Origin of the sequence: Subsaximicrobium wynnwilliamsii, assembly GCF_007997225.1 — a bacterium.
Lineage (GTDB): Bacteria > Bacteroidota > Bacteroidia > Flavobacteriales > Flavobacteriaceae > Psychroserpens > Psychroserpens wynnwilliamsii.
The window spans coordinates 15,943-42,935 of the sequence record NZ_VORM01000002.1; the positions used below are offsets into that span (position 1 = coordinate 15,943).

Sequence of the window (26,993 nt, forward strand, 5' to 3'; positions counted from 1 at the left end):
AATAATTTTTGACGCGCATATCGGTATTTATTATAAATCTTAGCGCGCATTGCGGCGTGATGAAATGGCCGATTGTATGTTTATAGTTGGATCGAGGTTCTATTATGTGAAATTAAGTTCCTGCTTGACCAAATACCGATGGTGTTCGCGTTTGTTCCTTAAGATGATTTCGCCCAGAAAACCTGCGACAAAAAATTGAGTGCCAATAATCGTGGTGACCAAAGCAATATAGAATTGCGGTCGTTGAGTAATCAATCTTCCTGTTGGGTTGAAGATTAATTTGTCTATGCCCAAATAAATTGAAAACCCAACACCAATCATGAACATAATAACGCCCAAGGCGCCAAAGAGATGCATGGGGCGCCTGCCAAATCGGGAAATGAACCAGATGGTCAATAAGTCCAAAAAGCCATTCACAAAGCGCTCCATCCCAAATTTGGTCACACCGTATTTTCGTGCTTGATGTTGTACCACTTTTTCGCCAATGTTCAAAAAACCTGCGTTTTTGGCTAAAACCGGAATGTAGCGGTGCATCTCGCCATTGACATCGATGTTTTTGACCACGTTCTTGTTGTAGGCTTTGAGACCACAATTGAAATCATGGAGTTCGACACCAGAGGTCTTCCGGGCAGCCCAATTAAACAATTTTGAAGGTAGGTTTTTAGAAATGACCGAATCGTAACGCTTCTTCTTCCAACCAGAGACCAGATCGTATTTCTCGATGACGATCATGTTGTACAGTTCGGGGATTTCCTCGGGATTGTCCTGCAAATCGGCATCCATGGTAATGACCACATCGCCTTCCGCTTTAGCAAAACCAGCGTGTAGCGCCTGCGATTTTCCGAAGTTTTTCAAAAACTTAATGCCTTTGACATTGTCATTTTGATGCGAGAGTTGCATGATGTTTTGCCAGGAATGGTCTGTGCTGCCATCGTCTATAAAGATGATCTCATAAGAAAAACGATTGGATTGCATGACATTTGCAATCCAATCGTGTAATTCTATAATCGATTCCTGTTCGTTGAGTAGTGGTATGACTACTGATATATTCATTGCGAGGGTTTCAATATTTGCTTCGGCAAAAATACTGAAATTATTTAAGCTAGACTCGGGTCCTCCTTTTTCATTACGGCGCCCATGATAAGTGAGATGATCAAACCGAAAAATAATTGGGAGATCAAAATCATGGTGGCCAGAAAAAATGGTGATGTAAATATGTTCATCATGGTCGTTGCGGTGTCCAATTGTTCACCAGACATGTTTTGGGTGCCAGCAGTCATATCTTGGTAGGCTTTTTCACGAATGCCTTCAACAAACTCTGGCTGTACATAGAGGTAATGCACAAAAGCATAGGCTGCGGCAATGACTCCGCCAATAACCGCCATGGCAAGCCCCACTTTTATGGCCTCTTTTATGGAGAGAAAATTATGGTTTTGGGTTTTGTAGGTTTTAATGCCGTAATAAAAAATAACAATTGTCAAGGCGAGACTTATGATGCTCACTGCCCAGTTTCTTTCAAGGCTAGCAACATATTGAATTACTAAGCCTACAACAGTTAAAAGTCCCAAGTAGAGACCATAAGTGTAGGCGATAGGTTTAATTAAGGTTTTTCGGTATCCATTGGTTGTGGTTTAATGATTAGTTTTGTTGTTGGTAGAAGATAAACGGTATTTGTTACAAATTTCGCACTTCTTTATAAAAACATGATTATAAAATTGGTAATTTATAAAATATACTTAAATTTGCACTTTCAAAAAAGTACTGATTTTTAAAGAATAAAGAGATGAAAAAAGGAATACATCCAGAAAACTATAGACTTATAGCATTTAAGGATATGTCGAATGAAGACGTGTTTTTATCAAAGTCAACCGCTGAAACCAATGAAACGATCGATGTTGACGGTGTTGAATATCCAGTAGTCAAATTGGAGATTTCAAGAACCTCACATCCATTTTATACTGGTAAATCCAAATTGGTGGATTCTGCTGGTCGTATTGACAAGTTCAAGAACAAATATGCTAAATTCAAAAAATAATTTAGCAAATTTTTATACTACAAGCCTTCAGGTTCAAAACTGAAGGCTTTTTTGTTATCTACTTTTAAACTATTTTTGGTGTATAAACCAACGCTAAACATCAATTTACGTTTCTAATTTTGAACCATAGATGAACTATATTCTTTTTGACGGCCCCTCCCGTAACGATCTTTTGCCTTTTACATTCACTAGGCCTGTAGCCGATATTCGTTTGGGAATAATGACCATAAGAGAAAAATGGGAATTATATCTAGGCACAACCACAACCACTTTGACTGAAGATTATCTGTCTGAAAAGCATCCTATGGTGGAGATGGACGAGAATGTGATGATCAACGCCGCGTTCTGCCCAAATCAAGAATTGGTGGCATTGGTTCAAGGTTTGAGTGAAAATCAAGCTATTTTCAAGGATGAGGATGTGATCGCTTTTTTTACGAAAGACACGCAAGAGCATATCGATTTTGAAAGTTTCGAGGCGATTGAGTATCGTGAATCGCTCATAAAAATAGAAAACACTTGGGATATTTTTAGCCTTAATGCGCTTGCCATTGCCGAGGACTTTGAGCAACTTACCACAGGGAGGACTTCACAACCCATTCCTTCAAGTAATGGTGTAATGGCAGGGCAACGAATTTTTATAGAAGAAGGTGCCAAAGTAGAGTTTGCCATCCTCAATGCAAGCGAGGGTCCCATTTATATTGGCAAGGATGCCGAAATAATGGAAGGGAGCTTGATTAGAGGCCCTTTTGCGCTTTGTGACCATGCAACTGTAAGAATGGGTGCAAAGATTTACGGAGCCACCACAGTTGGCCCTCATAGCAAAGTGGGAGGCGAAATCAAGAATGCAGTGATTTTTGGATATTCCAATAAGGGTCATGAAGGCTATTTGGGAAATTCGGTCATTGGTGAGTGGTGCAACATGGGAGCCGATACCAATAACTCCAATCTTAAAAACAATTACGCTGAGGTTCGCTTATGGAACTATAACACGGAATCTTTCTTCAAAACCGGACTGCAATTTTGCGGGCTCATGATGGCAGATCATAGTAAATGCGGCATCAATACCATGTTTAATACAGGTACCGTTGTAGGCGTTAGTGCCAATATTTTTGGAAGCGGTTTTCCAAGAAACTTCATCCCCAGTTTTTCCTGGGGCGGCCATTCTGGCTTTACCACCTACCTTACCCCAAAAGCTTTTGAGGTGGCTTCTTTATTGATGAAAAGACGTGACTTGGAATTTACAGAGGTGGATAAAAAGATCATGGAGCAAGTCTTTGAGCTCACTAGGAAATATCGAAAAAGCGAAGATTGAAACCGCCTTATTCACAAGTTTTCCTTCAAAACAGAATCTCAGTTTTGTGTGTCTTTTGTATAAATTAAGTTTTAAAGCGCTTACTTCCCACTATCATTTAACATAATTATTTGTATATTTTGAAAGATAACCTAATCGAGCTAAAAGGATGAGAACTCTTTTTGTTAATATTCTGTCTTTTTCGCTTTTATATTTTACGGTCGTCTTATTGGATTTGCTTGCAATGTATATCGTTGATCTTGAGATGATACGTTTCATTACCAAACCACTTTTAATTGTATTGCTTATCGTTTTCTATGCCTCTAATGATAAAGAAAGCACGAGTGGCAAATTTGTGTTCTTGATAATAGCTTTGGGCTTTTTTTTATTGGCCAACGTGGCTACACTTTTTAGAACGGAGCCAATGATCATTATGTCTGCCAGCATATTTTTTATTCTAGGGAAGCTGTTCTACATCTTTAGGTTTGCTAATCGAAGGGATTTTGACATTGTCAAGTTCTTGCCTTTTGTGGCATTTTATCTACTTTACATGTTCGTAGTCTTAAGCTTTATCTTAGACCACCTGGGGTCTTATCTTATTCCCGTACTGCTCTTCCTGTTTGTGTCATTGATGGCTATGCAATTTGCGTTTCTAAGAAAAGACGAGGTTAGTGAAGCCAGTTATCAATTGGTGTTATTTGGCATATTCACGATGCTGTTTGGTGATACGATACGGGTTTTGGATGCATTTTATTTCCATTGGACTTATGGTTCTTTGAGTGCCATGTTGTTGTACGCCATGTCGCAGTACTTGATTGTGATGGGCTTGGTGAAAGAAAAAATAGATCTCAAACCCTTAATTTCTGAATAGTGCCAATTTAATCGGATTCACTTTTTTTAACCCGTCTTAAATCCAAAAGATTGGTGGCATTGATGCCCAAACCCGAAACCTCTTTTCTTGTGAACCGTACGACTTCATCGTAAAATAACGGCACCACCGGCGCTGAGCTCATGACCAAGCTGTCCATTTTAGTGTAGAGCGCGGTTCTTTTTTTAGCATCGGTCTCCGTAAAAGCATCTTGAAACCAGCTGTCAAATTGATTGTTTTTATAATGGGAATAATTGGGGCCATTAGGTGCAAAATTCTTGCTGTAATAAAGCGACAGGTAATTTTCGGCATCGGGATAATCGGCTACCCAACTGGCTCTAAAGAAATCCAGATTGCCATTGGCCTTGGCTTCTTTTAAGGTCGCAGCAGGGATCACGTCCACATTTACGGCAATGCCCACTTTTTGAAGTTCACGTTGTATGTATTCACAAAAGCTCAAGTAATTGCTAATGGTGGTTAAAGTGACCTCTGGTCTGGTGATGCCTGTTTCAGCCTTGAACTCAGCCACTAATTGTCTTGCTTTGTCTGGTTTAAATGAATAGCCAATGCTGGCATCATAACCTGGCAAACCCTTCGGAATGAAACCGCCTGTCGCTGGGATTCCGATTCCGTTTCTAAGATAGGTCATCATTTTCTGCTTGTCGAATCCGTAATTGATGGCCTTCCGAAGTAAAAGCGATTGGATTTCAGGAATTTCAGCTTCCATGTAAAAGGCCAAATATTCGGTATTGAGATAGGGCGCACGAATCATGTTGACTTCTTCGGAATATGCGGCTCTCAGTTCGCCGCTTGCAGTTAAGATTTCATCTTTGTAGGAAGCGTCCAGCCCTGAAACAAAATCGATATTGCCCTGTGCGAATTGGAGGAACTCACTTTGTTTATCGGGCAAAAACGTAATGGCGACTGCTTCTAGGTAGGGTAACTGGTTGCCTACGGAATCATTTTCAAAATAATGTTCGTTTCTTCGGAAGACGAGTTTTAAATTTTCCTCCCAACGTTTGAATTTGAAAGGCCCTGTACCAATGGGATGTGACCTAAACGTATTGTTGTAATGTTCCACAACTTCCCTGGGCACTACTGAGCAGTACTTCATGGTCAATAAACCCAAAAACGCAGGAAAGGCCTGCTTCAGCTTAATTTGGAATACCGAATCGTTCAACACCTCAAAACCTTCCACCTTGTTCATGGTAAAGCTTCCGGGAGAGGCCAATTGTTTGTTGGTCAATCGGCTCAAACTGTAATCAAAATCGGCGGCGACCACGGCTCTGGTGGAATCCCTTCCGAAGAGTGCATCCTTATGAAAATAAACATCCTTCCGAAGATTGAAACGGTAAGTGAGCCCATCTTCAGAAATAGTCCATGATTTCGCGATACAGGGCTGTACCTCGAGATTATCGTCCATTTGCACCAAACCGTTGAAGAGCTGGTTGGTGGCCCAAACATCGGCATTATCCTTGGCGAAAGCAGGATCGAGCGAGCCAATGTTTTTGTGTTCGTTATACCTAAAGACCAAATGGTCTTTGTTTTGTTTAGTATCAGTCTCGCAACATAGCAGACCTAAAGTGGCTATGTAAATGGAAGATAATCTCAAATATTTGGAACTAAAATTCATAGTTTAACTTTCGGGTAATGATTTCCATCGCTTGATGATGGTAGTGTAAAAATACATAAGTGCCAATCCTGTGAAAAAGAGTACAAAACTCCAATTAAACTCCAGATAATCAAATATGGTAGGGCAGTTATAATAATCATTTTTAAAACTTCTCGCCTCGCAAAGATCTTTTTGATGCATGGCGATAAGAGCAAGAATCAATAAAAGATAGGGCACAAAACCTGCGATTGATATGTTGAGGCAAATGGCCACGACGCTCTTTTTGACCGATCTCGCAAAAAACAGGGGGATGGCAAAAATGGTCGCGCCCAATAAGACCGCAAAATAGGAAATAAAGTAGCCAATGAGGTTATCATTGCCACTTGATGCATAAGCCAATAAGATGGCGAGCAGTGCAATAACCAAAATTAAAACGCCCACAGTCACAATGGCAAATAAAAGTGATTTCAAACCCGTGATCCTAAACATAAAAATCAGTGCCGACAAAAAGAAAGCCAACCACATGAATACATGTATGCCATCCATAAAAGGATTACTGGCCTTGATGGTTTCAATATTCTCAAAAACATTGCGTAAACGCTTGCTTTCAAAATAATAGTCGGTCAAACGCTCTTTGAGAAAGCGATTGACATCCTTTTCAGCCAATAAAGCCCTATCGTCTTCATAGTAATAATCGGGCTTCTTTTGATCTCTTATAAATGATTTCACTTCGAAATTTGTAGGATGATAAACCAATTCAAACCATTGGTCAACAGCCAGATTGTGTTTGATCTTATAGGCGCTGGACATGCTGAGAAATTGGGACAGTAATTGTTTTATTTCTGAAGGATTATTGCGCCGTAAGAGCTCATGGCTGCGTTTGTTTTGAAGCTTACCTCTAATGGAAGCTTGTGGGCTATGGTCATAGCCGAAGTCTGAATAATTGTCATAATCATAGTCAAGATCTTCTTGGTTTAGGCTGTCGTTTTTAGAAATATATAACGTGGAGGAGTAATTATAATAACTGGGCAATGAGTTGTTTATCAGGTTAGAAACATCAATGAGTTTATCCTTGAAATAATACACATCCATAGAATCCAAACTCTTTTTATAAATATAACCTGTAAATTGTGGTTCACTGTATCGAGGTGTTTTAGAAGCTTCTTTTTTGTAAATAGAAAAGAACTGATAGTTGTTATCCAAAAAGCTTGTGTAAGGCTGGTTGTAGTCAATAAGTTTATCTCTGGTCTCGCAAAAGAGTTGGTCAAAGGGTTCTGGATATTCGCGTTTGTCTAAGGTGTAATCACTCACTTTTTCTGAAAAAAATACGGCGGCTTCATTAGCCAAGGCTATTTCATCGGCAATCCTGGCGTCGCTGTAGCTTAGCGCAATTTGGGCTTTCATCCCATAATTATAAGACAAATAGAAGCTTGAGCTAACGAAAATAATAAGAATGTGATACAGAAACGCTAAAAAAAGACCTGCTCTTGAAGTCGGATAAAAATTCTTGAAAGCATTGTTTTTAAATAGATAAACCAACCAAATGACCAGCATCAAAATTGTAATGATGACCGACATAAAAACCGCTCCGTTTTCAAAAAAAATGTCATTGATTCCTCGCTCTTGTAGCGATGCTGGATTAGAAATGGTAAAAAAGCCCATAACAAAGAACAGGAGGTGCAAGATGATGGCGCTGGCGAGCATCCATACCAATTTTGTGTTCCAAACCGTTGGGTAACGTTCAATGAGATATTGATTGACTTTATAGATGAATGATTTCATTTATGCTAAGATTAAGAGACAAAAAAACGTCTTGTGGATTTGGTGATATTTCTAATATAAGTGGCATTGACCTTATGCGTTCCCAAAGCAGTTAGCACTGAAGGGAATGAGGTGCTCTCATTGAAGTAGGCCACATAAATGCCGCCATTGTAATTTAACTTTTCCAATTGAAGTTCCACAAAAACGCTGGTCAATGCATCTCGCTCGAGCTCAGAGTCAATTTCTATAATAAGCTGGCTTTTGTGATCAGTCGATGGCATTGCATTATTATCGGTGTATTTGCCATCCCTCAGATAAATGACCTTGTCAGAAATTTTTTCAACCTCATAAAGCTGTTGTGAGCTCAAAATAAGAGCTATGGGCTTGTTGATGGAGTTGCACATTGATTTGAGATCTTCAAGAATGACCTGCTGTGCCAAGACATCCAAATTGGCCAAAGGTTCGTCCAATAATAGCAATTCTGGCTGTCGCAATAAGGTTCTGGCGAGCTCAAAACGCATTTTGTAGCCCGAAGACAATTCATTCCATTTGAGGTGCTTGTAGGGCCAAAGTCCAAATCTAGCAATCATCATGAGTACCCTGGTTTCATTTTCTTCCGGCGGAATACCATAACTTGAAAGCACAAATTTGAGATTGTCCTTTAAACTGCCATACCACTTTTGGGTGCGCTGTGGGATATAGACCAAATTGGTTCTCAACTCGTAATCGCTTTTGTAGATGCTATCAAAATTATAGTGCAGCTGGCCTTTATCATACCCAATTTCCTTGGCCAAGATGCGTAGCAGGGTGGTTTTACCGTTTCCGTTTTCGCCAACCAAACCGTAGACCTCGCCTTTATGAATGGTGGTTGAAATAGGTCCCAATTCAAAACGGTTGATGCCGTAACTTTTTATGAGATTTTCGCCAACCACAACGGGTTTTTCGCGTTGATATTCGGTGATTGGGATCTTGGAAATTTCATTTAGAAGCGATAGGGCTTTTTCAATAAAAGCTACTTCTTGTTCGGGATGTTGCGACTTCCAGTCGGTAAGTGCAATGACTTTTTTATAAATTGCGAGATCTTGGGTGTCTATGGCGCAGTCCATCAATTTGCGATAGCCCAAAACGGTATCTTTATTTTTAAAGAAGCTATTAACCTCTTGAATTCTCAATTTGGCTTGTGTCATTAAAGCATATAGATTATGGGTTTGGTAGTTGGGCGACAGTTTTAGTTTTCAAAAATTTTAGTATTGAAAAAAGGTAAATATAACTAGATTCAATCACAGATAAAAATCGATTTTATTCCAGCGGACTTTTGAACTTTTGAGAATGGATTGCTATGGTCAACACTAAGCCGTTAAGAGGGTCGAAAGGATCGTTTTCAACAGCTTACCCTAGTTATTTCCACTTTATCTAGATTATTTTATTGCGCATGGGTTTAGACTTACATTTGGTTTAACCTACTTATATGATGATGAAGCCCATTTTTTATTCCTCGCTTTTTTTGTGTTTATCTTTGTTAGCAAGCTCTTGTTCCAAAAAGGACGAAACCAATGATTCCCAATTTTTAGGCACTTGGAAATTGACTTCCTATGCTATTGACTTAGCCTTGGATATTAACAATGATGGGGAAAAAAATCTCAATCTGTTAACGGAATTGGATTGTGAAACCAACGAAGTTTTGAAATTCGATAATACGGGTGTGGTGTCTTCAACGAATACGTTTCAGCATGACATAAAAATCTTCAAAAAGGAAGCCGATCTGGAAATGTATGGTGTTGAGGTTGAATGTGCAGAAGGCGCCATTGGTTTTGCTACCACTTATTTGCCAATTGGCGAAAATACGGTAGTGTTCAATACCATTGAAGCGACCGTCGATGGCAATCAATTATCACGTACCATTACAGATGGGATTGCTATTTACAATGAAGACCTTTCAGAGGTCGTTGAAACTAAATCAGTTACCTTAATCTACAGTAAACAGTAGGGCTGCTGCAAAAAAAAAAATCTGAAGTTCAGCTCCAGATTAATTTAAATGTTGTAAAACCGTATTCCATTAGGAGAGCATTCCAAATCATTATCTAAAAGAATTTTGTCCTTCGTATTAAATACGAATTCCAACGGGCAGTAATTTTTTGTATTTTCTGTGACGTCTAATGAATTTGGCGATTTCGGGGCTTGTTGGCACCACGCCTATATTCCGTTCTGATATGTTTTCAAAAACCAGGGTTAGAAATTCTTCCGCAAAGTCTTCATTTTGAATCTCATCTGGAACGACGAGTTTCGTTAAAAATATCTTGCGATCTTGAAGGGAGTATTCAATTTTAGCTATTGCCCCATCCACTTTATATTCAAATTGGCGTAGGAAGTCATTATCAGTTAATTCTGCTGCATCAATCATGATATGTGTATTTAATTCAATGGTTGGTAGGGTAGCACTATAGTTTTGTATAGCTTTGTATTACGAATTTACGAAAAATATCGCACAACGCGTAGTTTCTGATTTATAGTTATTTATGGAGCCCGGAATTATACATGTTTATCTCATGCCAGGAATGGCGGCCAACCCTAGGATTTTTGAATTTATAAAATTGCCCAAGGACCAATTCGAGATGCATTGGTTGGAATGGATGTTACCAGATAAAAATGAAACGCTCCAATCTTATGCCAAACGCATGATCAACAAGATTGAACACCATAATGTGGTGCTTTTGGGCGTGTCTTTTGGAGGGATTTTAGTGCAGGAAATGAGCAAACACATGCAATTGCGGAAATTGTTTGTGGTTTCCAGTGTTAAATCCAAACACGAACTGCCCAAGCGCATGAAACTCATGAAATTTACCAAGGCCTATAAAATCCTGCCCACACAGTTGGTGGGCAATATCGATTTACTGGCCAAGTATGCCTTTGGAGAAACGATTACCAAACGCATTGAGCTTTATAAAAAATACCTTTCTGTGAGTGATAAGCATTATTTAGATTGGGCCATTGAACATGTGATCGAATGGGAACAGGACGCCCCTAATGAAGACGCCATTTACATTCATGGTGATAAAGACATCATCTTTCCTAATTCCTGTGGTGGTAAGTGTATTGTGGTGAAAGGAGGTACACATATTATGGTCATCACGAAATTTAAATGGTTCAATGAGAACTTACCAAAACTAATACTGCAGGACGCTTGAAGACACCTAATTATTTTATACTTTTATAAAAAAAAAACGATGAAAAATTTCAAAAATATATTAGCAGCAGTTGGACTCATTAGTCTCTCCGGATTTTTTATTTATGCGGTGCAACCTAACGAGCAAGTCATGAATTTAAAAGCCAACGAAACCCAAAAAACGTCAACAATAAAACAAGGCGTAAACGATTACAACGTCTATGCGATCACTTTACCAGAGAATTTAAACTTTGCAGGTGAGAAGATCCCGGTGGAAAATCCAGATATCTATGAGCGTATGGATCGTGAGTTATTGGTCAATACCTATTGGCAAAGTAACGGATTGCTCATGTTTAAAAGAGCTGGAAAGTATTTTCCTATCATAGAGCCCATTTTGAAAAAGAATGGTGTTCCCGATGATTTCAAATACTTAGCAGTCATAGAAAGTGGTTTGACCAATGCAGTTTCTCCTGCAGGAGCGAGAGGTGTTTGGCAAATTATGCCAGCCACTGGACGCGAAAACGGTTTGGAAGTCAATGATAACGTTGATGAACGCTATAATTTAGAAAAGGCCACAGAAGTAGCCTGCCAATATTTAAAGGACGCCAAAGCGAAATTGGGGTCTTGGACCCTAGCGGCCGCAGCCTATAATGCTGGTCAAACTGGTATATCTAGACGTTTGGAAGAGCAACAAGTGAACGATTATTACGATTTACTTTTAGGAGAGGAAACAGGAAGATATATGTTTAGGATTGTGGCTTTGAAAGAAATTTTGAGTCATCCAAAAACCTATGGTTTCAATTTTTCTGCGGAAGATCTTTACAAGGAAATCCCAACCTATCAAGTGGAGGTGGATACGGCAGTTACCAATTTTGCCAGCTTTGCGAAACTTCATGGGATCAACTACAAAATATTGAAAATCCACAACCCATGGTTGCGCGAAGACCATTTGAATAATTCCTCTAGAACCAAATACAGCATCAGCATCCCGCTGAAAGGATATTATACGGAGCAGAAATAGTGCTTGATTTTTTAAAATCCCACACCTGGACAATCTTAATCGTCATCAACTACTTGGTGGCGATTTCTGCTATTGTGGTCATTCTACTCAAGAATAGAAATCCCACGAAGACCGTATCTTATATTCTCGTCTTGGCGGTGTTTCCCTTTTTTGGGATTGTGGTCTATTATCTTTTCGGACAAGAATATAGAAAGACCAAAATTTTCAATCGTAAGGATATTTCGAATGATAAGGTGGTCAAGACCGTTGGCGATCAATTGCGTTTAAACGGTAGAGATCTTAAAGCTGTTGATGACCTATTGGATGATAAGATCAAATTGGTTAAACTTTTGAAGAATAGCGATAAGTCCCCTTTGACCACAAATAATTCCGTGGAAATCCTTAGAAATGGCGAGGTCAAGTTCAAGCATTTATTCGAAGACCTAAAAAAGGCGAAACATCACATCCACATCGAATATTACGTGTTGGAAGATCATCGTATTGGAACCGAACTACTCGATATTATCTGTGCAAAGGCTAGGGAAGGGGTTGAAGTGAAATTGGTTTATGATGATGTGGGCAGTAAGATGTCTTCTAAAATGAAGCGAAAACTTACAGAATGTGGTGTTGAGCACAAGCCTTTTATGAAAGTGATTTTCTCTAGTTTGGCTGGAAGATCTAACTATAGAAACCACAGAAAGATTGTCGTGATCGATGGAAGAATTGGCTATGTTGGGGGTATCAACGTGTCCGATGATTACGTGAATTTCGAAGAAAACAATAACACCCGATATTGGCGAGATACGCATCTCAAAATTGTGGGCGATGCGGTAAAGGTTTTACAATTCCATTTTATAACCACCTGGGATTTTGTGACTGATGGCGATATTGAGATCAAGACCTCTTATTTTCCTGAAATAACGACAGATTCAGCTGTGGCGGTTCAAATTGCCGCCAGTGGTCCCGATACCGATTGGGCAAATATCATGGAAGCGCTTTTGACAGCTATCAATAATGCCGAGCAATACGTCTATATTACAACACCTTATTTTATTCCCAACGATCAAATTGTCACGGCTTTGCAAATAGCCTCACGGATAGGTTTGGATGTGCGATTGATCATTCCCAAAAACTCTGATTCTTGGATAGCCGAGAACGCCACAAATTCCTACTTAGAGCCACTTTTGGATGCTGGTGTCAAAGTCTATTTGTATTCCAAAGGCTTCGTTCATGCAAAGACCATGGTGGTGGATGACATATTTTCTACCGTTGGCACCTGTAATATGGACAACCGAAGTTTCAACATCAATTTCGAAATCAATGCCTTGATCTATAACAAGGAAAAAGCGCTTGAGCTTAAAGCCTTGTTCTTGGAAGATCTTAAGGATTGTGAGCCATTGGATGTGGCAAGATGGGAAAACCGCTCTACTTGGTGCAAATTTCAAGAGTCGGTAAGTAGATTGTGGGCACCTTTGTTGTAATCGGAAATATCACAAATTAATACAACTGAACCCGAATTGCAGGGCTTCATACAACTTGGAATTAGCCTGCAAGGTTTTCAAAACCTTGTAGGTTTTAGTTCATATTCCGATTAAACCTACAAGGTCGCAAAGACCTTGCAGGTTGGGCAGAACAGGAGTTTTTTTAATAATAAATCTTGCTGTTACTGGTGAATAGCTCTTATTAACAGATCTTAAGCCTGTTTGGCTACTAAAATACTAAAATAGGAGTTCAAAATTTTTATTTTTATAATTTTAAAGCACAACGAGTACGTCAGCCAATTTGTTAGTCGCTATCAATGGGAATCTACAACGGTATATTCCCGTGCTTACGATCTGGTCGAGTAACCACTTTATTTTCCAGCATTGAAAAGGCCTTGATGAGTTTGCGCCTGGTGTCTTTTGGCAGAATCACTTCGTCCACGAAACCGCGTTCGGCTGCGCTGTAGGGGTTGGCAAATAGTTCGGCATATTCTGCTTCCTTTTCCTTCCATTTGGCCTCTTTATCATCGGCTTTATTGATTTCTTTCTTAAAGATGATTTCCGCGGCACCTTTAGCGCCCATTACTGCAATTTCGGCACTTGGCCATGCAAAATTCATGTCGCTGCCTATGTGTTTGGAATTCATCACATCATAGGCACCACCATAAGCCTTTCTTGTAATAACCGTCACTCTTGGCACGGTCGCTTCACTAAAGGCATAAAGCAATTTGGCACCATGTACTATGATGCCGTTCCATTCTTGGTCTGTGCCAGGTAAAAATCCTGGAACGTCTTCCAGAACTAAAAGCGGAATGTTGAAGGCATCACAAAAACGCACAAATCGCGCTGCTTTCTTTGCGGAATTCACATCTAAAACCCCTGCTAAAAACATTGGTTGATTGGCGACAATCCCTATGCTGCGTCCGCCTAAACGTGCAAAACCGACTAGGATGTTTTCGGCATGGTTCTTATGGATTTCGTAAAAGGAATCTGCATCAATAATGCCGTTGATGACTTGATGCATGTCATAAGGTTTGTTGGCATTATCTGGGATGATATCTGAAAGTTGTTCTCTAAATTCATCGCCCAACTCATAAGGCAAATGGGTTGCAGTTTCTTTATTGTTCTGCGGAAGATAGCTCAATAAACTTTTGAGGTCTTCCAAACATTCAATATCGTTTATGGAGGTTTTATGCGCCACACCAGACTTGGTAGAGTGGGTGCTGGCGCCTCCCAATTCTTCCGAAGTCACATTTTCATTGGTAACCGTTTTGACCACATTGGGGCCTGTCACAAACATGTAACTTGAATTTTCAACCATCAAGGTAAAATCGGTCATTGCAGGCGAATACACAGCACCTCCAGCGCAAGGTCCCATAATAGCCGAAAGCTGCGGAATTACCCCTGAAGCCTGAACATTTCTGAAGAAAATATCGGCATAGCCACCAAGGGAACGCACCCCTTCTTGGATACGGGCGCCACCAGAATCGTTAAGACCAATTATGGGCGCGCCAACCTTGACCGCCAAATCCATGACCTTACATATTTTTTCAGCATGCGTTTCAGAAAGTGAGCCTCCAAAGACCGTAAAATCTTGGGCGAAGATATAAATCAACCTCCCGTTTACAGTACCATAACCAGTTACAACCCCATCCCCGTAAAACAACTGTTTATCCATCCCAAAACTCTTGGTGCGATGGGTCACGAGCGCCCCGATTTCCTCAAAAGATCCTTCATCCAACAAATACATCACACGTTCTCTAGCAGTGAGTTTTTTCTTGTCGTGCTGTTTGTCAATGCGCGCTTGGCCGCCACCCAAATGGGCTTCTTTTAGTTTTTTATTGAGGTCTTCTATTTTTGATTTCATGCTCTATTTGGTTCAATGTTCTGGGTTCAATATTCAATATTCAATGTTCAAGATTCAAGATTCAAGGTTGATAAATTTTAGTTTCAAGTTCAAGTTCAAGTTCAAGTTCAAGTTCAATTTCAACTTCAAGTTCAACTTCAATTTCATTCCGGTGTCTTCAACAAGCGCTGTTCTTTCAAATAGGCTTTTACCGCAACCAATGCAGCAATATTAGCTTCCGCTTCTTGTTGTGCCTTGATTTTTTCTGCGGAAAAATGATTTTTCACGAAATGCGTGTCAAAATTCCCACTTCGGAAGGCTTCGTGCTCGCACACAAAACTGCCAAACGGAAGCGTGGTCTCAATGCCTTCAATCTCATAAGCAGCAATCGCCTGAAGCATGATGCCAATGGCTTCCTCACGTGTTTTTCCGTAGGTAACCAACTTGGCCAACATGGGGTCATAATATATAGGAATGTCCATGCCTTGCTCGAAGCCGTTATCAACGCGAATGCCTTCGCCTACAGGTAATTTATAGGTTTTAAGATTCCCTACACTGGGTAGGAAATCGTTTAGAGGGTCTTCCGCATAAACACGTAATTCTAAGGCATGACCCTCAATTTTTAAGTCGGATTGCTTTAGCGGGAGCTCCTCGCCACGGGCCACACGGATTTGCAATTCCACCAAATCGGTATTGGTAATCCATTCCGTAACCGGATGTTCCACTTGCAAACGGGTGTTCATTTCGAGAAAATAAAAATTATGATTCTCGTCCAATAAAAACTCCACCGTACCGGCACCCACATAGTCGCAGGCTTTGGCGACCTTGATGGCGGCTTGGCCCATTTCTTCCCTCAATGCCGGAGTGAGCACACAAGAAGGCGCTTCCTCGATTACTTTCTGGTGCCTGCGTTGGATGCTGCATTCGCGCTCAAAGAGGTGTATGATATTGCCATGGGTATCTGCCATGACTTGGATTTCGATATGTCGCGGTGAGGCCACATATTTTTCAATAAAAACCGAACCATCTCCAAAGGCGTTTTTGGCTTCACTAATGGCGCGATCCATTTGGGATTCAAACTCCGATGCGTTTTCAACAATGCGCATGCCCTTGCCACCGCCACCTGCAGAAGCTTTTATCAAGATGGGGAAACCGATTTTTTCGGCAATTTTTTTAGCTTCAGGAATATCATCAATGGCTTCATCGGTTCCAGGAACCATGGGAATGTCATAAGCTTTTACCGCATCTTTTGCGGCGAGCTTACTGCCCATGATTTTTATCGCCTTACTTTTAGGCCCAATGAATACAATATCATTGGCTTCGCAAGCTTCGGCAAACTGTGCGTTTTCACTTAGAAACCCATAACCGGGATGAATGGCGTCCACGTTGAGCGCCTTGGCCACTTCAATGATTTTATCCCCTAAGAGATAGGATTTGTTGGAAGGCGCCTCTCCAATCAAGACCGCCTCATCTGCAAATTTTACGTGTGGCGCATTTCTATCCACTGTAGAGTAAACCGCCACCGTTTTGATGCCCATTTTTTTCGCTGTGCGCATCACACGAATCGCAATTTCCCCTCTATTGGCTATAAGTATTTTTTTCATTTCTCTCCCTAGCCCTCTCCAAAAGAGAGGGAATTTTTAATTATTATGTTCATTCCCGTGAAAACGGGAATCCTATTTAGTTATTCAAGATTTGACTTTTAAAGTTTAAAGTTCAAAGTTCAAAGTTCAAAGTTTTCCATTGAAATTCAAAATTGAACTTCGGTATTCATCTGTTCAAAATTCAGTGTTCGATATTTTTCAGTTCAATATTCATCATTCAAAGGCGTCTATATTCTAGGCTCTATGTTCTTATGCCTATTATACTACCTACTACCTACTACCTACTACCCACTAACAACTACCTACTTTTATTCAAATTCCAGCAGCAAGGCATTTTTATCTACCGCATCGCCTTTTTTGACGCTAATCGATTTGATAACGCCCGCTCTTGGAGAACTGAGGACGTTTTCCATTTTCATGGCTTCTAAAATAAGTAAGGTGTCGTTTTCTTCAACCTCCTGACCAACTTTTATAGGAATATCTAAAATAAGACCAGGCATTGGCGCTTTGATCTCGTTGATCACTTTAGAGCTACCCAACTCAAAACCCATTGCAGTAATGAGTTGGTCAAGGTCATTGGCAATAGCCACGTGATAGCTGTTATTATTGACTTTAACCTGATAGGTTTTTTTTAGGAAATTGGATTTGAGAATCTCGGTGCTGTAAGATTTTTGATCTTTTAAAATGTGGGATTGCTGTGATGCAGTCTTTACGCTATCGAGTTGTTCACTTTCAGCAGCTGTAATATCAAAATCAAAAGTACTATTGACATTGACCTTAAACGATTGACTCATTGAAGTTTATTTAATTTGTTGTCATAAAGATAACAAAATATAAGTTTTCATGAATCTTATCTAAAGTTCTTCAGGCTTGAAGTGGGAGATTTCTTGATGTTTTTTAATGGCTTTTCGTGATAGCAAAATGCCAATTCCCAAAGAGACGAATGCCCCAATCCAAATGCCAGGAATGAAATCGATAAAGAGGAAGAAGTCATAAAATCCATGAAAAGTTACCGCTATGAGTAGGCCAGCGAGGTTAAGTAGTATGCGGTTTTTCGAGAATTTGGCTTTACCCATTAAATAGCCCATTAAAATGCCAAATGTAGCATGCGCTGGCACGGCGGTAAAGGCGCGTACCACAGCGGTTGAGAAGCCGCTTTCTAGGACGTAAAACACATTTTCGGTCGCAGCAAAACCCATGGAGACCATGACCGCATAAACAATCCCATCAAAAGGCTCGTTGAATTCCTTTTTGGGTTGGGCATAGAATCGCACGATGATGTATTTACTGAATTCTTCCGTCAAACCCACAATCAAAAAAGCCTTGATAAATTGTTGCGGAATACTAAAAGCATCGTCAATAGGAACCAAAATATCCAGAATATAATAGAGCAGGGTGGTTATGATAATACTGCCAATGGCTCCTAATAAAAAACTAGCCAGCAACAAACGCTTCGGCTCTTTTTCATATTTGTCTTTAAAATAAATGTAAAGCATGACCGCGCAAATGGGCGCAATGGCGATAAGGAGTAATTGCATGGGGTAAAATTAGGAAAAAGACGGGAATTTTGATTGGGTTTTTTTGGGCTCATTTAAGCTGACTCGAACCGTTTTTATAGCAATGATGTTTAGCCAAAAATCAGGATTGCTTATTTTGACTAGGCTTAGTGCGGTTTGCTTGCCAATTTTGGTGGCAGGCTTTGGAGCTCTTAAATGGAGTAGCATCTATATGGCGTATTACATTTAGCTCTAGAAAAGTTTTGCCACGAATTACACGAAAAGACACAAAACTGTTAGCACTTTAAGCATATAAACTCCAATTAGATAGTATCTATTTCACGAATATAAAAGCGTGTTTTAATCTGTTGAAAACCCTTTGGGCCTTTAGTCTTGCGTGTTTTAGTTTAGTTAATTGCGGTTTTTTCTCCTTTAAAAACGTTCGAAATAATTTTGAATCATCCCAACTCCTCTAAAATGGCCTCCAACACAAACTCATAATAGGTTTTGTTGCTGGGGACAAAATGTTGGTCTTTGCCAATGTTCTTCAGTATAGACTCAAATTCGGTAATACTGATGAATTTCAAGGCTTCCACTTCTTCCTTCTGAATTGTGAGATCTTCAAGTTTTGCGCTAGTTTCGGCGATGAACGTGTGGCGGAATTCATTATCGATAATTCCGCTGGGATAACTTTGGAAACCTTCAAAAACCCCGATTTTCTTCAGGTCGGTTTCAGAAATAAGCAGACCAATTTCTTCACGGGTTTCCCGCACAATCGCTTGCTTTATGGTTTCGCCAGTGTCCACATGGCCAGCGACCGAGACGTCCCATAGCAAGGGACAAATCGATTTTTTTGCCGAGCGCTGTTGGAGTAAAATATGGCCGTCGTGAGTATAGAACCAAACATGTGCCGTGTTGTGATAATGGCCTTTGGCATGGATTTCCGACTTTGGAACTGATGCTCCCGTGGGCTTACCATTTTTGCTAAGAATGTCTATATGCTCGTCCAAAGTGATGCTTGAAAATTAAAAGCAAAGCGTCCCAGATTAAAGGGACGCCGTGCTCAATTGTTTTAATTAAAATAGCTAAAAGTTTCGTCGCCCTTAATGTTTAGCAATGTTTCGTAAATCATACGAATCACGTTTTCCACATCGTCGCGGTGTACCATTTCCACAGTGGTGTGCATGTAGCGCAAAGGCAGTGAAATCAATGCGGAAGCCACGCCAGCATTGCTATAGGCAAAAGCATCGGTATCGGTTCCAGTGGCTCTGGACAGGGCAGAACGTTGAAACGGAATCATTTTCTTTTCTGCAGTTTCAGTAATCAAATCCCGTAATTTCTGTTGAACGGCAGGTGCATAAGCCACCACCGGGCCTTTGCCCAGCTGAAGATCGCCTTCTTTTTTCTGCTCAATCATGGGCGTACTGGTATCGTGGGTCACATCGGTTACAATGGCAACATTGGGCTTGATGCGCTCAGCAATCATTTCAGCACCTCGCAGTCCAATTTCCTCTTGCACTGAGTTGGTCACATACAAGCCAAAAGGCAGTTCTTTTTTGTTTTCTTTAAGTAAGCGCGCCACTTCAGCAATCATGAAGCCGCCCATTCTATTGTCTAGCGCACGACACACAAATTTATCCTTGTTGAGAATGTGAAAGGTGTCAGGATAGGTAATCACACAGCCCACATGAACGCCCAAAGCCTCAACTTCTTCTTTGGTGTTGCAGCCACAATCAATAAAAATGTTTTCTTGTTTGGGCGCTTCTTCCTTGGTTTTGTCACGTGTATGAATCGCTGGCCAGCCAAAAACACCTTTAACGATGCCATGTTTAGTGTGTATGTTCACAATTTTACTGGGTGCGATTTGGTGGTCGCTTCCTCCATTTCTAATCACGTAAATCAGGCCTTCGTCCGAAATATAGTTTACATACCAAGAAATCTCATCGGCGTGTCCTTCAATGACCACCTTGTATTTGGCCTTAGGGTTGATAACGCCCACCGCAGAGCCGTAGGTGTCTGTGATAAATTCATCTACATAAGGCTTGAGGTAATCCATCCACAATTTCTGACCTTCCCATTCGTAACCGGTGGGCGACGCGTTATTGAGGTATTTTTCAAGGAAATCGAGTGATTTTTCGTTCAGGATGCTTTGTTTAGTCATAGGATGTTTTGATTTTTGATAAATAGGTAAGTTTTGTTTAATAAGGTCTTTTTAGATAAGGCTAAGCTGAATTTTTCAATATGTAAATCGATGATTTTTGCCCTGTTGCCGTAAAAACCTTTAAGCAAAACTGAAAAAACAATTAGGCTTATCGGTCATTTGAAATTTAGTCTTGGTTCTTGGTTCTATTCGCGCAGTGATCTTGATTCTTTAGCGAATAGAACTGTAAAAATAATAGGAATTTAAAGACTTCGGAAAGAAATGTGTAACAAAATCGGTTATTTTTACACCTATAGCAAAACCAATTACATCTTAAACCACGGCACATGAAATTAGTCATTAGCAATCTTACCAAAACCTATAAAAATGGCGTTAAGGCCATTGATGATCTCAATCTAGAAATCGGCACTGGAATGTTTGGCCTACTCGGTCCCAATGGCGCAGGGAAATCTTCTCTAATGCGTACCATTGCAACCTTGCAAAGCCCCGATTCTGGAAGCATCACTTTTGGCGATATCAATGTTTTGGAAGATAAAATGGCACTTCGGAAGGTTTTGGGTTACCTCCCACAATCCTTTGGTGTGTATCCAAAATTATCTGCGGAAGATTTGTTGGATTATTTTGCAAGCCTTAAGGGGATTGGCAAAAAGAGCGACCGACAAGCTCTGGTCAAGGAAGTTTTGGACATTACGAATCTTTACGAGGTTAGAAAAAAACACGTGGCAGGCTATTCCGGTGGGATGAAGCAGCGTTTTGGTATCGCGCAATTGTTGCTTAACAGCCCCAAGCTCATTATTGTAGATGAGCCCACTGCGGGTTTGGATCCTGCGGAACGCCACCGCTTCTTAAATGTGCTTAGAGAAGTGGGCACCAATTGCACCGTGATTTTTTCAACGCACATCGTTGAGGATGTCAAGGAACTTTGTAACGATATGGCCATACTTAATGGCGGGCGAATTTTAAAACAGGCCACACCGTCCCATGCAAGAAAAGAATTGATAGGGAGAATATGGACCAAGCTTATTGACCGTGATGATCTGGAAGCCAATGAGGCCAAATACAACTTGCTGTCTTCTAATTATAATGAAGACAATACACTTAATATTAGAGTTTTTGAAGATGAGATGCCAGGTGCCGATTTCAAGGCAGTCGAGCCTCAGCTTGACGATGTGTACTTTATTGCCTTAAAACAAGATGAACCTGTTTTGAGCTAAGCCTAAATTATTTTTCTACTAAAAAAAGTACACTATGTTTTCTACTATATTTTTTCATGAATTAAAGTACTGGTTTAAGAAGCCAGCATTTTATATCTATATGGCCATATTTTTTATGATGGCCTTGTTTTTTGCGGCCACCACAGCAGGCATTTTTGACGGCCTTACTGCCAGCGTGGGTTCATCACTTATTGTGAATTCGCCTATAGGCATCAATAATCTCATCAATGGGTTAACCATCTTGATATTTTTTCTATTCCCGAGTATCATAGGGGTTTCGGTGTATCGCGATTTTAAGAGTGAGATGCACACCATTTTATACTCGTACCCGTTCACGAAAGCCAATTATTTGTTTGCCAAATTTTTCAGTTCCATTCTAATTGTGTCTTTAATTGTATTGACCATTGCTATTGGGATGTTTATTGGTTTTAGATTGCCTGGCACCAATGGCGATGTGGTGGGGGCTTTTGCTTTCAAATCGTATTTTGATGCCTATTGGTTGTTTGTATTGCCCAATATTTTACTGTTTGGCGCCATTGTTTTTGCAGTGGTTACGTTTACGCGAAACATTGCTGCGGGTTTCATTACGGTTATTTTATTGCTCTTTGTTCAAGGCTTGACCGAGAGTTTGTTGTCAGACCCTAGCCAGCGGTATTTAGCCGCTTTGTTGGATCCCTTCGGAAGTGCCGCCACAGCCTACGATACGAGATATTGGACGGTCTTCGAGCAGAACGAGCTTCATATTCCCATTAGCGATGCCATACTTTACAACCGTTTGATTTGGTTGGGCGTGGCGTCTTTGGTGTTTGGTTTGGTCTACAGGTTTTTCAGCTTCAGCCAGAATGCTATGACGTTTTCATTATTCGGAAGTAAAAAATCGGAACGTTCTACAAAACGCAATTTTGGTGGCATCACAAGAGTCAATTTGCCTAAAGTGAGTTTTGATCATTCCTTTTTTCAGAATTTAAAGACCACTTGGAAAATATCAAATTTCGATTTCAAATTTATTGTCAAGAGCTGGCCATTCATCTGCATTGTTTTGGTGGGCTTGATTGTTGTGCTGTTTGGCTTGTCCGATTTAGGTAATCCCTTCGCCACACCAACCTATCCTAAGACTTGGCGCATGCTGCAAGGCGGCGGCCTATTTGTTTTTGCCATAAATATCTGTACGTTTTTATATGCGGGACTTTTAGTGAACCGCAGTAAAATTGCGAGCATGAATGGTTTGGAAGATGTGACCGCAATCCCAAATTGGTCCTTATTTTTGTCTAAACTCATTGCCATCGTCAAAATGCAAATTGTATTATTGGCTGTGGTTTTGGTGGCCGGTGTCTTGTTTCAAACCTATAAAGGCTATTATGACTTTGAACTCGGGCTTTACATCAAAGAGCTTTTTGGTCTCAAACTTATCAATTATGTGATTTGGGCCTTCTTGTCCTTAGCTGTTCAAACCTTGATTCGCAATCCGTATTTGGGCCTATTTGTAATGATTGTATTGACCATTGGCATCCCGCTGCTCACTTTGGCCGGCATTGAACAGGATATTTTTAAGTTTAATGAAAGTCCTGGGTTTAGCTATAATGACATGAACGGTTATGGCGATTCCCTTGGGAGGTATTTGCTATACAAAGGCTATTGGTTTATCGCGGGTTTACTCTTGTTGATCATTACTGCACTATTTTGGGTGCGTGGCTTACCCCATGGGTTTAAGGAGCGTTTGACGATTGCAAACAGCAGGTTTACGACCCCAGTGGCGACTACGTTTGTGATTTTACTGCTCAGCTTCTTTGCTTTGGGCTTTACCATTTTCAAGCAAACCAATATCAATAACGACCGTTATACTTCAAAAGAGCGCGAGCAATTGACCGTCGATTGGGAAAAGACCTATAAAAAATATGAGGATTATGCCCAACCGCGCATTGTTTCAGTAAAGACCAACTTGGATATTTTTCCTAAAAAACGTGATTTTGAAGCCTCGGGCGATTACCTGATGGTCAACAAGTCAAATGTTGCTATTGATAGTGTTTTCTTAAACCATAATGATTACATCAGTACCTTTGAATTTAATAAACCAAACACTTTGGTTTCTGAAGATACCATCTATCATTTTGACATCTATCAGCTTAAAACACCTTTGCAGCCTGGCGATAGTTTGAACCTTCATTTTGAAATCCGCAATAAACCGAATACACTTCTTGTGACCAACTCCCCAATTGTGAGTAATGGTACTTTTGTGAACAACACCCAATTATTTCCGCGTTTGGGGTATAGTGGTGGGGAATTGACCGATGACAAGACTCGTGAAAAATATGGTTTGCCACCTAATGAGCTGAAACCAGAGCCTACAGATTCTACAGCCTTGGGCAACACCTATATTTCCAAGGATAGTGATTGGATTGATTTTGAGGCGACCGTTAGCACTTCGGAAGATCAAATTGCGATAGCACCAGGATACCTTCAGAAAGAATGGACAAAAGATGGACGTCGTTACTTCCATTATAAAATGGACAGCAAAATGTTGAACTTTTACGCGTTCAATTCCGCAGAATATCTAGTTAAAAAAGACAAATGGAAGGACGTGAACCTTGAAATCTACTACCATAAGGGGCATGCGTATAATTTAGAGCGCATGATGAAAGGGATGAAGGCGTCACTGGCTTATAATAGTGAGAATTTCAGCCCGTATCAACATAAGCAACTGCGCATTGTGGAATTCCCGAGTGGCAGTTTTGCCCAATCGTTCCCCAACACGATTCCCTTTGCCGGTGATGCAGGTTTTATTGCCGATGTGGATGACAGTGGAGACGGCGGCATTGATTACACCTACGCCATTACCGTACATGAAGTGGCGCATCAATGGTGGGCGCATCAAGTGATTGGAGCCGATGTTTTGGGAGCGACCATGTTATCTGAAAGCTTATCGGAGTACGTTTCCCTAAAGGTTTTGGAGCAGGAAATCGGTAAAACACAGATGCGAAAATTCCTGAAAAAATCCTTGGATGATTATCTCACACAACGTACGTTTGAGCGCAAGCGTGAGAATGCTTTGATGTACAATGACGGTCAGGGTTACATTCACTATCAGAAAGGATCGTTAGTGTTTTATGCCATGAGTGACTATATTGGCGAGAAAAAATTGAACAATGCCTTGCAGCGCTATGTTGAGAAAGTGAAATTTCAAGAACCGCCTTATACCACTTCGGTAGACATGGTAAACTACATTCGTGAGGTCACGCCAGACAGTTTGCAATACCTCATCAAGGATATGTTTGAAACGATTACGCTTTATGATAACCGTGTGGTCAAGGCGACTTCAAAAGCTTTGGATAACGGTAAATACCAAGTGGACATTGAGTTTGAAGTGAGCAAATACCGCAATAATGAGAAAGGCAGGCGCTTTTATGCAGACGAAGGAAGGGATTCAATTTCCTATACTCCGGAAGGCAAAACCAGACCCATATTATCGTTGCCCTTACAGGACTATATTGATATAGGTGTTTTTGCGGAAACTGAAGTCGATGGAAAACAGAAAGAAAAAGAATTGTATCTCAAGAAGCACAAGATTACAGATATTCATAACAAGGTTTCCATCATTGTGGATGAAAAACCCAGCGAAGTAGGCGTAGACCCTTACAACAAATTGATAGATACACGCTCTGGGGACAATCGAGAAAGGTTGCAGGGGGAGTAGAGGTCTTTTGTTTGAGAACCAGGAAATAAGAATCAAGAATTAAGAATCAATCAAACCAAGAATCAAGTACAGAGTGTCAAGAACCAAGAAATAAGAACAGAGAATTAAGAATCAAGAACAGAGTATCAATACATTAACCTAATCACTTGTTTTTTTTACTGCTGAAAAATGTAAGTTGTGCTATGCCTTTGATATAGTTTAGTTATCTAGCTTCTAGCTTCTAGCTTCTAGCTTCTAGCTTCTAGCTTCTAGCTTCTAGCCTCTAGCCTCTAGTCTCCAGTCTCCAGTCTCTGGTCTCCGGTCTCTGGTCATCGGTCATCGGTCTCCAGTCTCCTGTCTCCGGTCTCCGGTCTTGATTCTCCACAATATTAATACGATTTTAAGGTTTTACGGGTAACAAATTCCTAATTTTGACAGTTTTGAAATTGGAATGGTTTTAGATGAATAACGCCCGATGAAAGCTATACTTTATATTTTGCTCATACTCCCGATGTTGGTTGTTGCCCAAGTAGATCCTGAAGCCCAGGATTCTACCATGGTGCAGTATATCTATGTTGAAGGCGATAGCATTCCCAAAACCGCAATTGATTTGAGTGAGGTCTTAGTGCTGAGCAAACTGGATTTCAATTCTAAAGACGAACGCATTCGCTATCTTATTTTACGCCGAAAGACCTTAAAGGTTTACCCCTATGCAAAATTGGCAGCCGATCGTTTAACCACCTTGAATGAACGTTTGGAACGTTTGGATAAAAATTATGAGAAGCGCCGATATGCCAAGAAAATCCAGAAATATATTGAAGACGAATTTTCTGCGGAATTAAAAAAACTCACAAAAACAGAAGGACAAATTTTAGTTAAATTGATACATCGGCAAACCGGTAATACCACATTTGACCTCATTAAGGAGCTTCGAAGTGGGTGGCGTGCCTTTTGGTTCAATACCACAGCCAACCTTTTTGATATTTCACTGAAGGAAGAATTTGATCCCATGTTGGTAGAGGAGGATTTCTTGATTGAGGATATTTTGGAACGCGCCTTTCAGCAGCGTCTTTTGGAACGCCAAAAACCAGCTGTAAAATTTGATTTCTATGACCTTTCGGATAAATGGCGACATAACACCGCCGCCACAAAAACCAAAGACTAATGCGCATACAAAGTGATTTTGAAGAGAAGCTGAATGCTTGGAGCCACGGGATTGGTGCGGTTTTAGGAATTATAGGTTTGTTCTTGCTCATTGTCTTTCTTGAAAAAAATGTGCCATTCGCCATGTTTAGTGTGGTCATTTATGGACTTTCAATTGTTGTCTTGTTTTTGGCCTCAACCTTTTACCATGCTGTAAAAGGAGAACGACGCAAGCATTATTTTAGAATTGTGGACCATATCAGTATCTATCTACTCATCGCAGGTACTTATACCCCAGTTTTATTGATCATGCTACCCGATAGTTTGGGCTGGACTTTATTCTTCGTTGTTTGGGGGATTGCAGCCTTTGGCTTGATACTCAAGATTTTCTTTACGGGGCGTTTTGAGATTTTCTCCACGTTGCTTTATTTGGTCATGGGGTGGTTGATCGTCTTTGACTATCCTACTTTGGCAGCCCGTATGACCGCTAACGGTCTCGCTTTATTTTTTGCTGGAGGCGCATTCTATACCATTGGGATTGTGTTTTATGCAGTGCACAAAATTCCTTACAACCACGTGATCTGGCACCTTTTTGTATTGGGAGGCGCCATTTGTCATTTCCTGATGATTTATTTGTACGTGATTTAA

23 protein-coding genes are annotated in these 26,993 nt (G+C 40.4%); 11 read left to right on the plus strand and 12 right to left on the minus strand.

What is annotated here, in order from left to right; translation table 11 throughout:
* Positions 1 to 102: 102 nt before the first annotated feature.
* A complete protein-coding gene (locus ESY88_RS01470) occupies positions 103 to 1,053 on the minus strand; it encodes a glycosyltransferase family 2 protein (protein ID WP_147085097.1) in 951 nt (316 codons plus the stop codon).
* Between the two features lie 44 nt (positions 1,054 to 1,097).
* On the minus strand, positions 1,098 to 1,568 hold the full coding sequence (locus tag ESY88_RS01475) for a DUF4199 domain-containing protein (RefSeq protein ID WP_189702485.1): 471 nt from the start codon (positions 1,566 to 1,568) through the stop codon (positions 1,098 to 1,100).
* A gap of 215 nt (positions 1,569 to 1,783) precedes the next feature.
* On the opposite strand from ESY88_RS01475, the gene ESY88_RS01480 reads away from it, so the two are divergent.
* The 3 genes from ESY88_RS01480 (at position 1,784) to ESY88_RS01490 (ending at position 4,197) form a co-directional block, all read left to right on the plus strand.
* Positions 1,784 to 2,035, plus strand: coding sequence for a type B 50S ribosomal protein L31 (locus ESY88_RS01480; RefSeq protein WP_147085100.1), 252 nt, complete (start codon positions 1,784 to 1,786; stop codon positions 2,033 to 2,035).
* A gap of 130 nt (positions 2,036 to 2,165) precedes the next feature.
* A complete protein-coding gene (locus tag ESY88_RS01485; protein ID WP_147085102.1) occupies positions 2,166 to 3,347 on the plus strand; it encodes a GlmU family protein in 1,182 nt (393 codons plus the stop codon).
* 148 nt (positions 3,348 to 3,495) lie between these two features.
* Positions 3,496 to 4,197, plus strand: coding sequence for a lysoplasmalogenase family protein (locus ESY88_RS01490; RefSeq protein ID WP_147085104.1), 702 nt, complete (start codon positions 3,496 to 3,498; stop codon positions 4,195 to 4,197).
* Positions 4,198 to 4,204: 7 nt separating this feature from the next.
* Here ESY88_RS01490 and ESY88_RS01495 read toward each other — a convergent pair whose 3' ends face one another.
* Genes ESY88_RS01495 through ESY88_RS01505 form a run of 3 tightly spaced genes read right to left on the minus strand, consistent with a single transcriptional unit; the run spans position 4,205 to position 8,754 of the window.
* The gene (locus ESY88_RS01495; protein WP_147085106.1) at positions 4,205 to 5,827 is read right to left on the minus strand and encodes an ABC transporter substrate-binding protein; all 1,623 of its coding nucleotides are present in this window, start codon (positions 5,825 to 5,827) and stop codon (positions 4,205 to 4,207) included.
* A gap of 3 nt (positions 5,828 to 5,830) precedes the next feature.
* Positions 5,831 to 7,588: a hypothetical protein gene (locus ESY88_RS01500; protein WP_147085108.1), complete on the minus strand. Its 1,758-nt coding sequence runs from the start codon at positions 7,586 to 7,588 to the stop codon at positions 5,831 to 5,833.
* An 11-nt stretch (positions 7,589 to 7,599) separates the two neighbouring features.
* Positions 7,600 to 8,754, minus strand: a complete 1,155-nt coding sequence (locus ESY88_RS01505; protein ID WP_147085109.1) for an ATP-binding cassette domain-containing protein — start codon at positions 8,752 to 8,754, stop codon at positions 7,600 to 7,602.
* 329 nt (positions 8,755 to 9,083) lie between these two features.
* Between ESY88_RS01505 and ESY88_RS01510 the strand changes: the two genes are divergently transcribed.
* Positions 9,084 to 9,554 (plus strand): hypothetical protein, encoded by a 471-nt coding sequence (locus ESY88_RS01510; protein WP_147085111.1) that lies wholly within the window; start codon positions 9,084 to 9,086, stop codon positions 9,552 to 9,554.
* Between the two features lie 117 nt (positions 9,555 to 9,671).
* On the opposite strand, the gene ESY88_RS01515 is transcribed toward ESY88_RS01510, so the two are convergent.
* A complete protein-coding gene (locus tag ESY88_RS01515) occupies positions 9,672 to 9,968 on the minus strand; it encodes a GNAT family N-acetyltransferase (RefSeq protein WP_189702486.1) in 297 nt (98 codons plus the stop codon).
* A 115-nt stretch (positions 9,969 to 10,083) separates the two neighbouring features.
* Here ESY88_RS01515 and ESY88_RS01520 point away from each other — a divergent pair, with 115 nt between their 5' ends.
* From ESY88_RS01520 to cls, 3 genes are read left to right on the plus strand one after another with little or no spacing between them, the layout of a single operon-like run.
* Entirely contained in the window at positions 10,084 to 10,752 is a 669-nt protein-coding gene (locus ESY88_RS01520) for an alpha/beta hydrolase (protein WP_147085113.1), read from the plus strand.
* A gap of 39 nt (positions 10,753 to 10,791) precedes the next feature.
* The gene (locus tag ESY88_RS01525) at positions 10,792 to 11,751 is read left to right on the plus strand and encodes a lytic transglycosylase domain-containing protein (RefSeq protein WP_147085115.1); all 960 of its coding nucleotides are present in this window, start codon (positions 10,792 to 10,794) and stop codon (positions 11,749 to 11,751) included.
* A complete protein-coding gene (gene cls, locus ESY88_RS01530; RefSeq protein WP_147085117.1) occupies positions 11,751 to 13,211 on the plus strand; it encodes a cardiolipin synthase in 1,461 nt (486 codons plus the stop codon). Before ESY88_RS01525 ends, cls begins: the two co-directional genes overlap by 1 nt.
* A 325-nt stretch (positions 13,212 to 13,536) precedes the next feature.
* On the opposite strand, the gene ESY88_RS01535 is transcribed toward cls, so the two are convergent.
* From ESY88_RS01535 to ESY88_RS01560, 6 genes are all read right to left on the minus strand, one after another.
* Positions 13,537 to 15,078 carry an acyl-CoA carboxylase subunit beta gene (locus ESY88_RS01535; RefSeq protein WP_147085119.1) on the minus strand — a complete coding sequence of 514 codons (1,542 nt, stop codon included), beginning with the start codon at positions 15,076 to 15,078 and terminating at the stop codon, positions 13,537 to 13,539.
* Between the two features lie 143 nt (positions 15,079 to 15,221).
* Positions 15,222 to 16,661 (minus strand): acetyl-CoA carboxylase biotin carboxylase subunit, encoded by a 1,440-nt coding sequence (gene accC, locus ESY88_RS01540; RefSeq protein WP_147085121.1) that lies wholly within the window; start codon positions 16,659 to 16,661, stop codon positions 15,222 to 15,224.
* A gap of 308 nt (positions 16,662 to 16,969) precedes the next feature.
* Entirely contained in the window at positions 16,970 to 17,455 is a 486-nt protein-coding gene (locus ESY88_RS01545) for an acetyl-CoA carboxylase biotin carboxyl carrier protein subunit (protein WP_147085123.1), read from the minus strand.
* Between the two features lie 60 nt (positions 17,456 to 17,515).
* Positions 17,516 to 18,199, minus strand: a complete 684-nt coding sequence (locus ESY88_RS01550) for a PrsW family intramembrane metalloprotease (protein WP_147085125.1) — start codon at positions 18,197 to 18,199, stop codon at positions 17,516 to 17,518.
* A 416-nt stretch (positions 18,200 to 18,615) separates the two neighbouring features.
* On the minus strand, positions 18,616 to 19,167 hold the full coding sequence (locus ESY88_RS01555; RefSeq protein WP_147085127.1) for an NUDIX hydrolase: 552 nt from the start codon (positions 19,165 to 19,167) through the stop codon (positions 18,616 to 18,618).
* A 62-nt stretch (positions 19,168 to 19,229) separates the two neighbouring features.
* The gene (locus tag ESY88_RS01560) at positions 19,230 to 20,318 is read right to left on the minus strand and encodes a M42 family metallopeptidase (protein WP_147085129.1); all 1,089 of its coding nucleotides are present in this window, start codon (positions 20,316 to 20,318) and stop codon (positions 19,230 to 19,232) included.
* A gap of 326 nt (positions 20,319 to 20,644) precedes the next feature.
* Here ESY88_RS01560 and ESY88_RS01565 point away from each other — a divergent pair, with 326 nt between their 5' ends.
* From ESY88_RS01565 to trhA, 4 genes are all read left to right on the plus strand, one after another.
* Entirely contained in the window at positions 20,645 to 21,532 is an 888-nt protein-coding gene (locus tag ESY88_RS01565) for an ABC transporter ATP-binding protein (protein ID WP_147085131.1), read from the plus strand.
* Positions 21,533 to 21,566: 34 nt separating this feature from the next.
* Positions 21,567 to 25,223 (plus strand): M1 family aminopeptidase, encoded by a 3,657-nt coding sequence (locus ESY88_RS01570; protein WP_147085133.1) that lies wholly within the window; start codon positions 21,567 to 21,569, stop codon positions 25,221 to 25,223.
* A 454-nt stretch (positions 25,224 to 25,677) separates the two neighbouring features.
* Positions 25,678 to 26,367 (plus strand): DUF4294 domain-containing protein, encoded by a 690-nt coding sequence (locus tag ESY88_RS01575; RefSeq protein ID WP_147085135.1) that lies wholly within the window; start codon positions 25,678 to 25,680, stop codon positions 26,365 to 26,367.
* Positions 26,367 to 26,993: a PAQR family membrane homeostasis protein TrhA gene (trhA, locus tag ESY88_RS01580; protein WP_147085137.1), complete on the plus strand. Its 627-nt coding sequence runs from the start codon at positions 26,367 to 26,369 to the stop codon at positions 26,991 to 26,993. The genes ESY88_RS01575 and trhA overlap by 1 nt, the downstream gene beginning before the upstream one ends.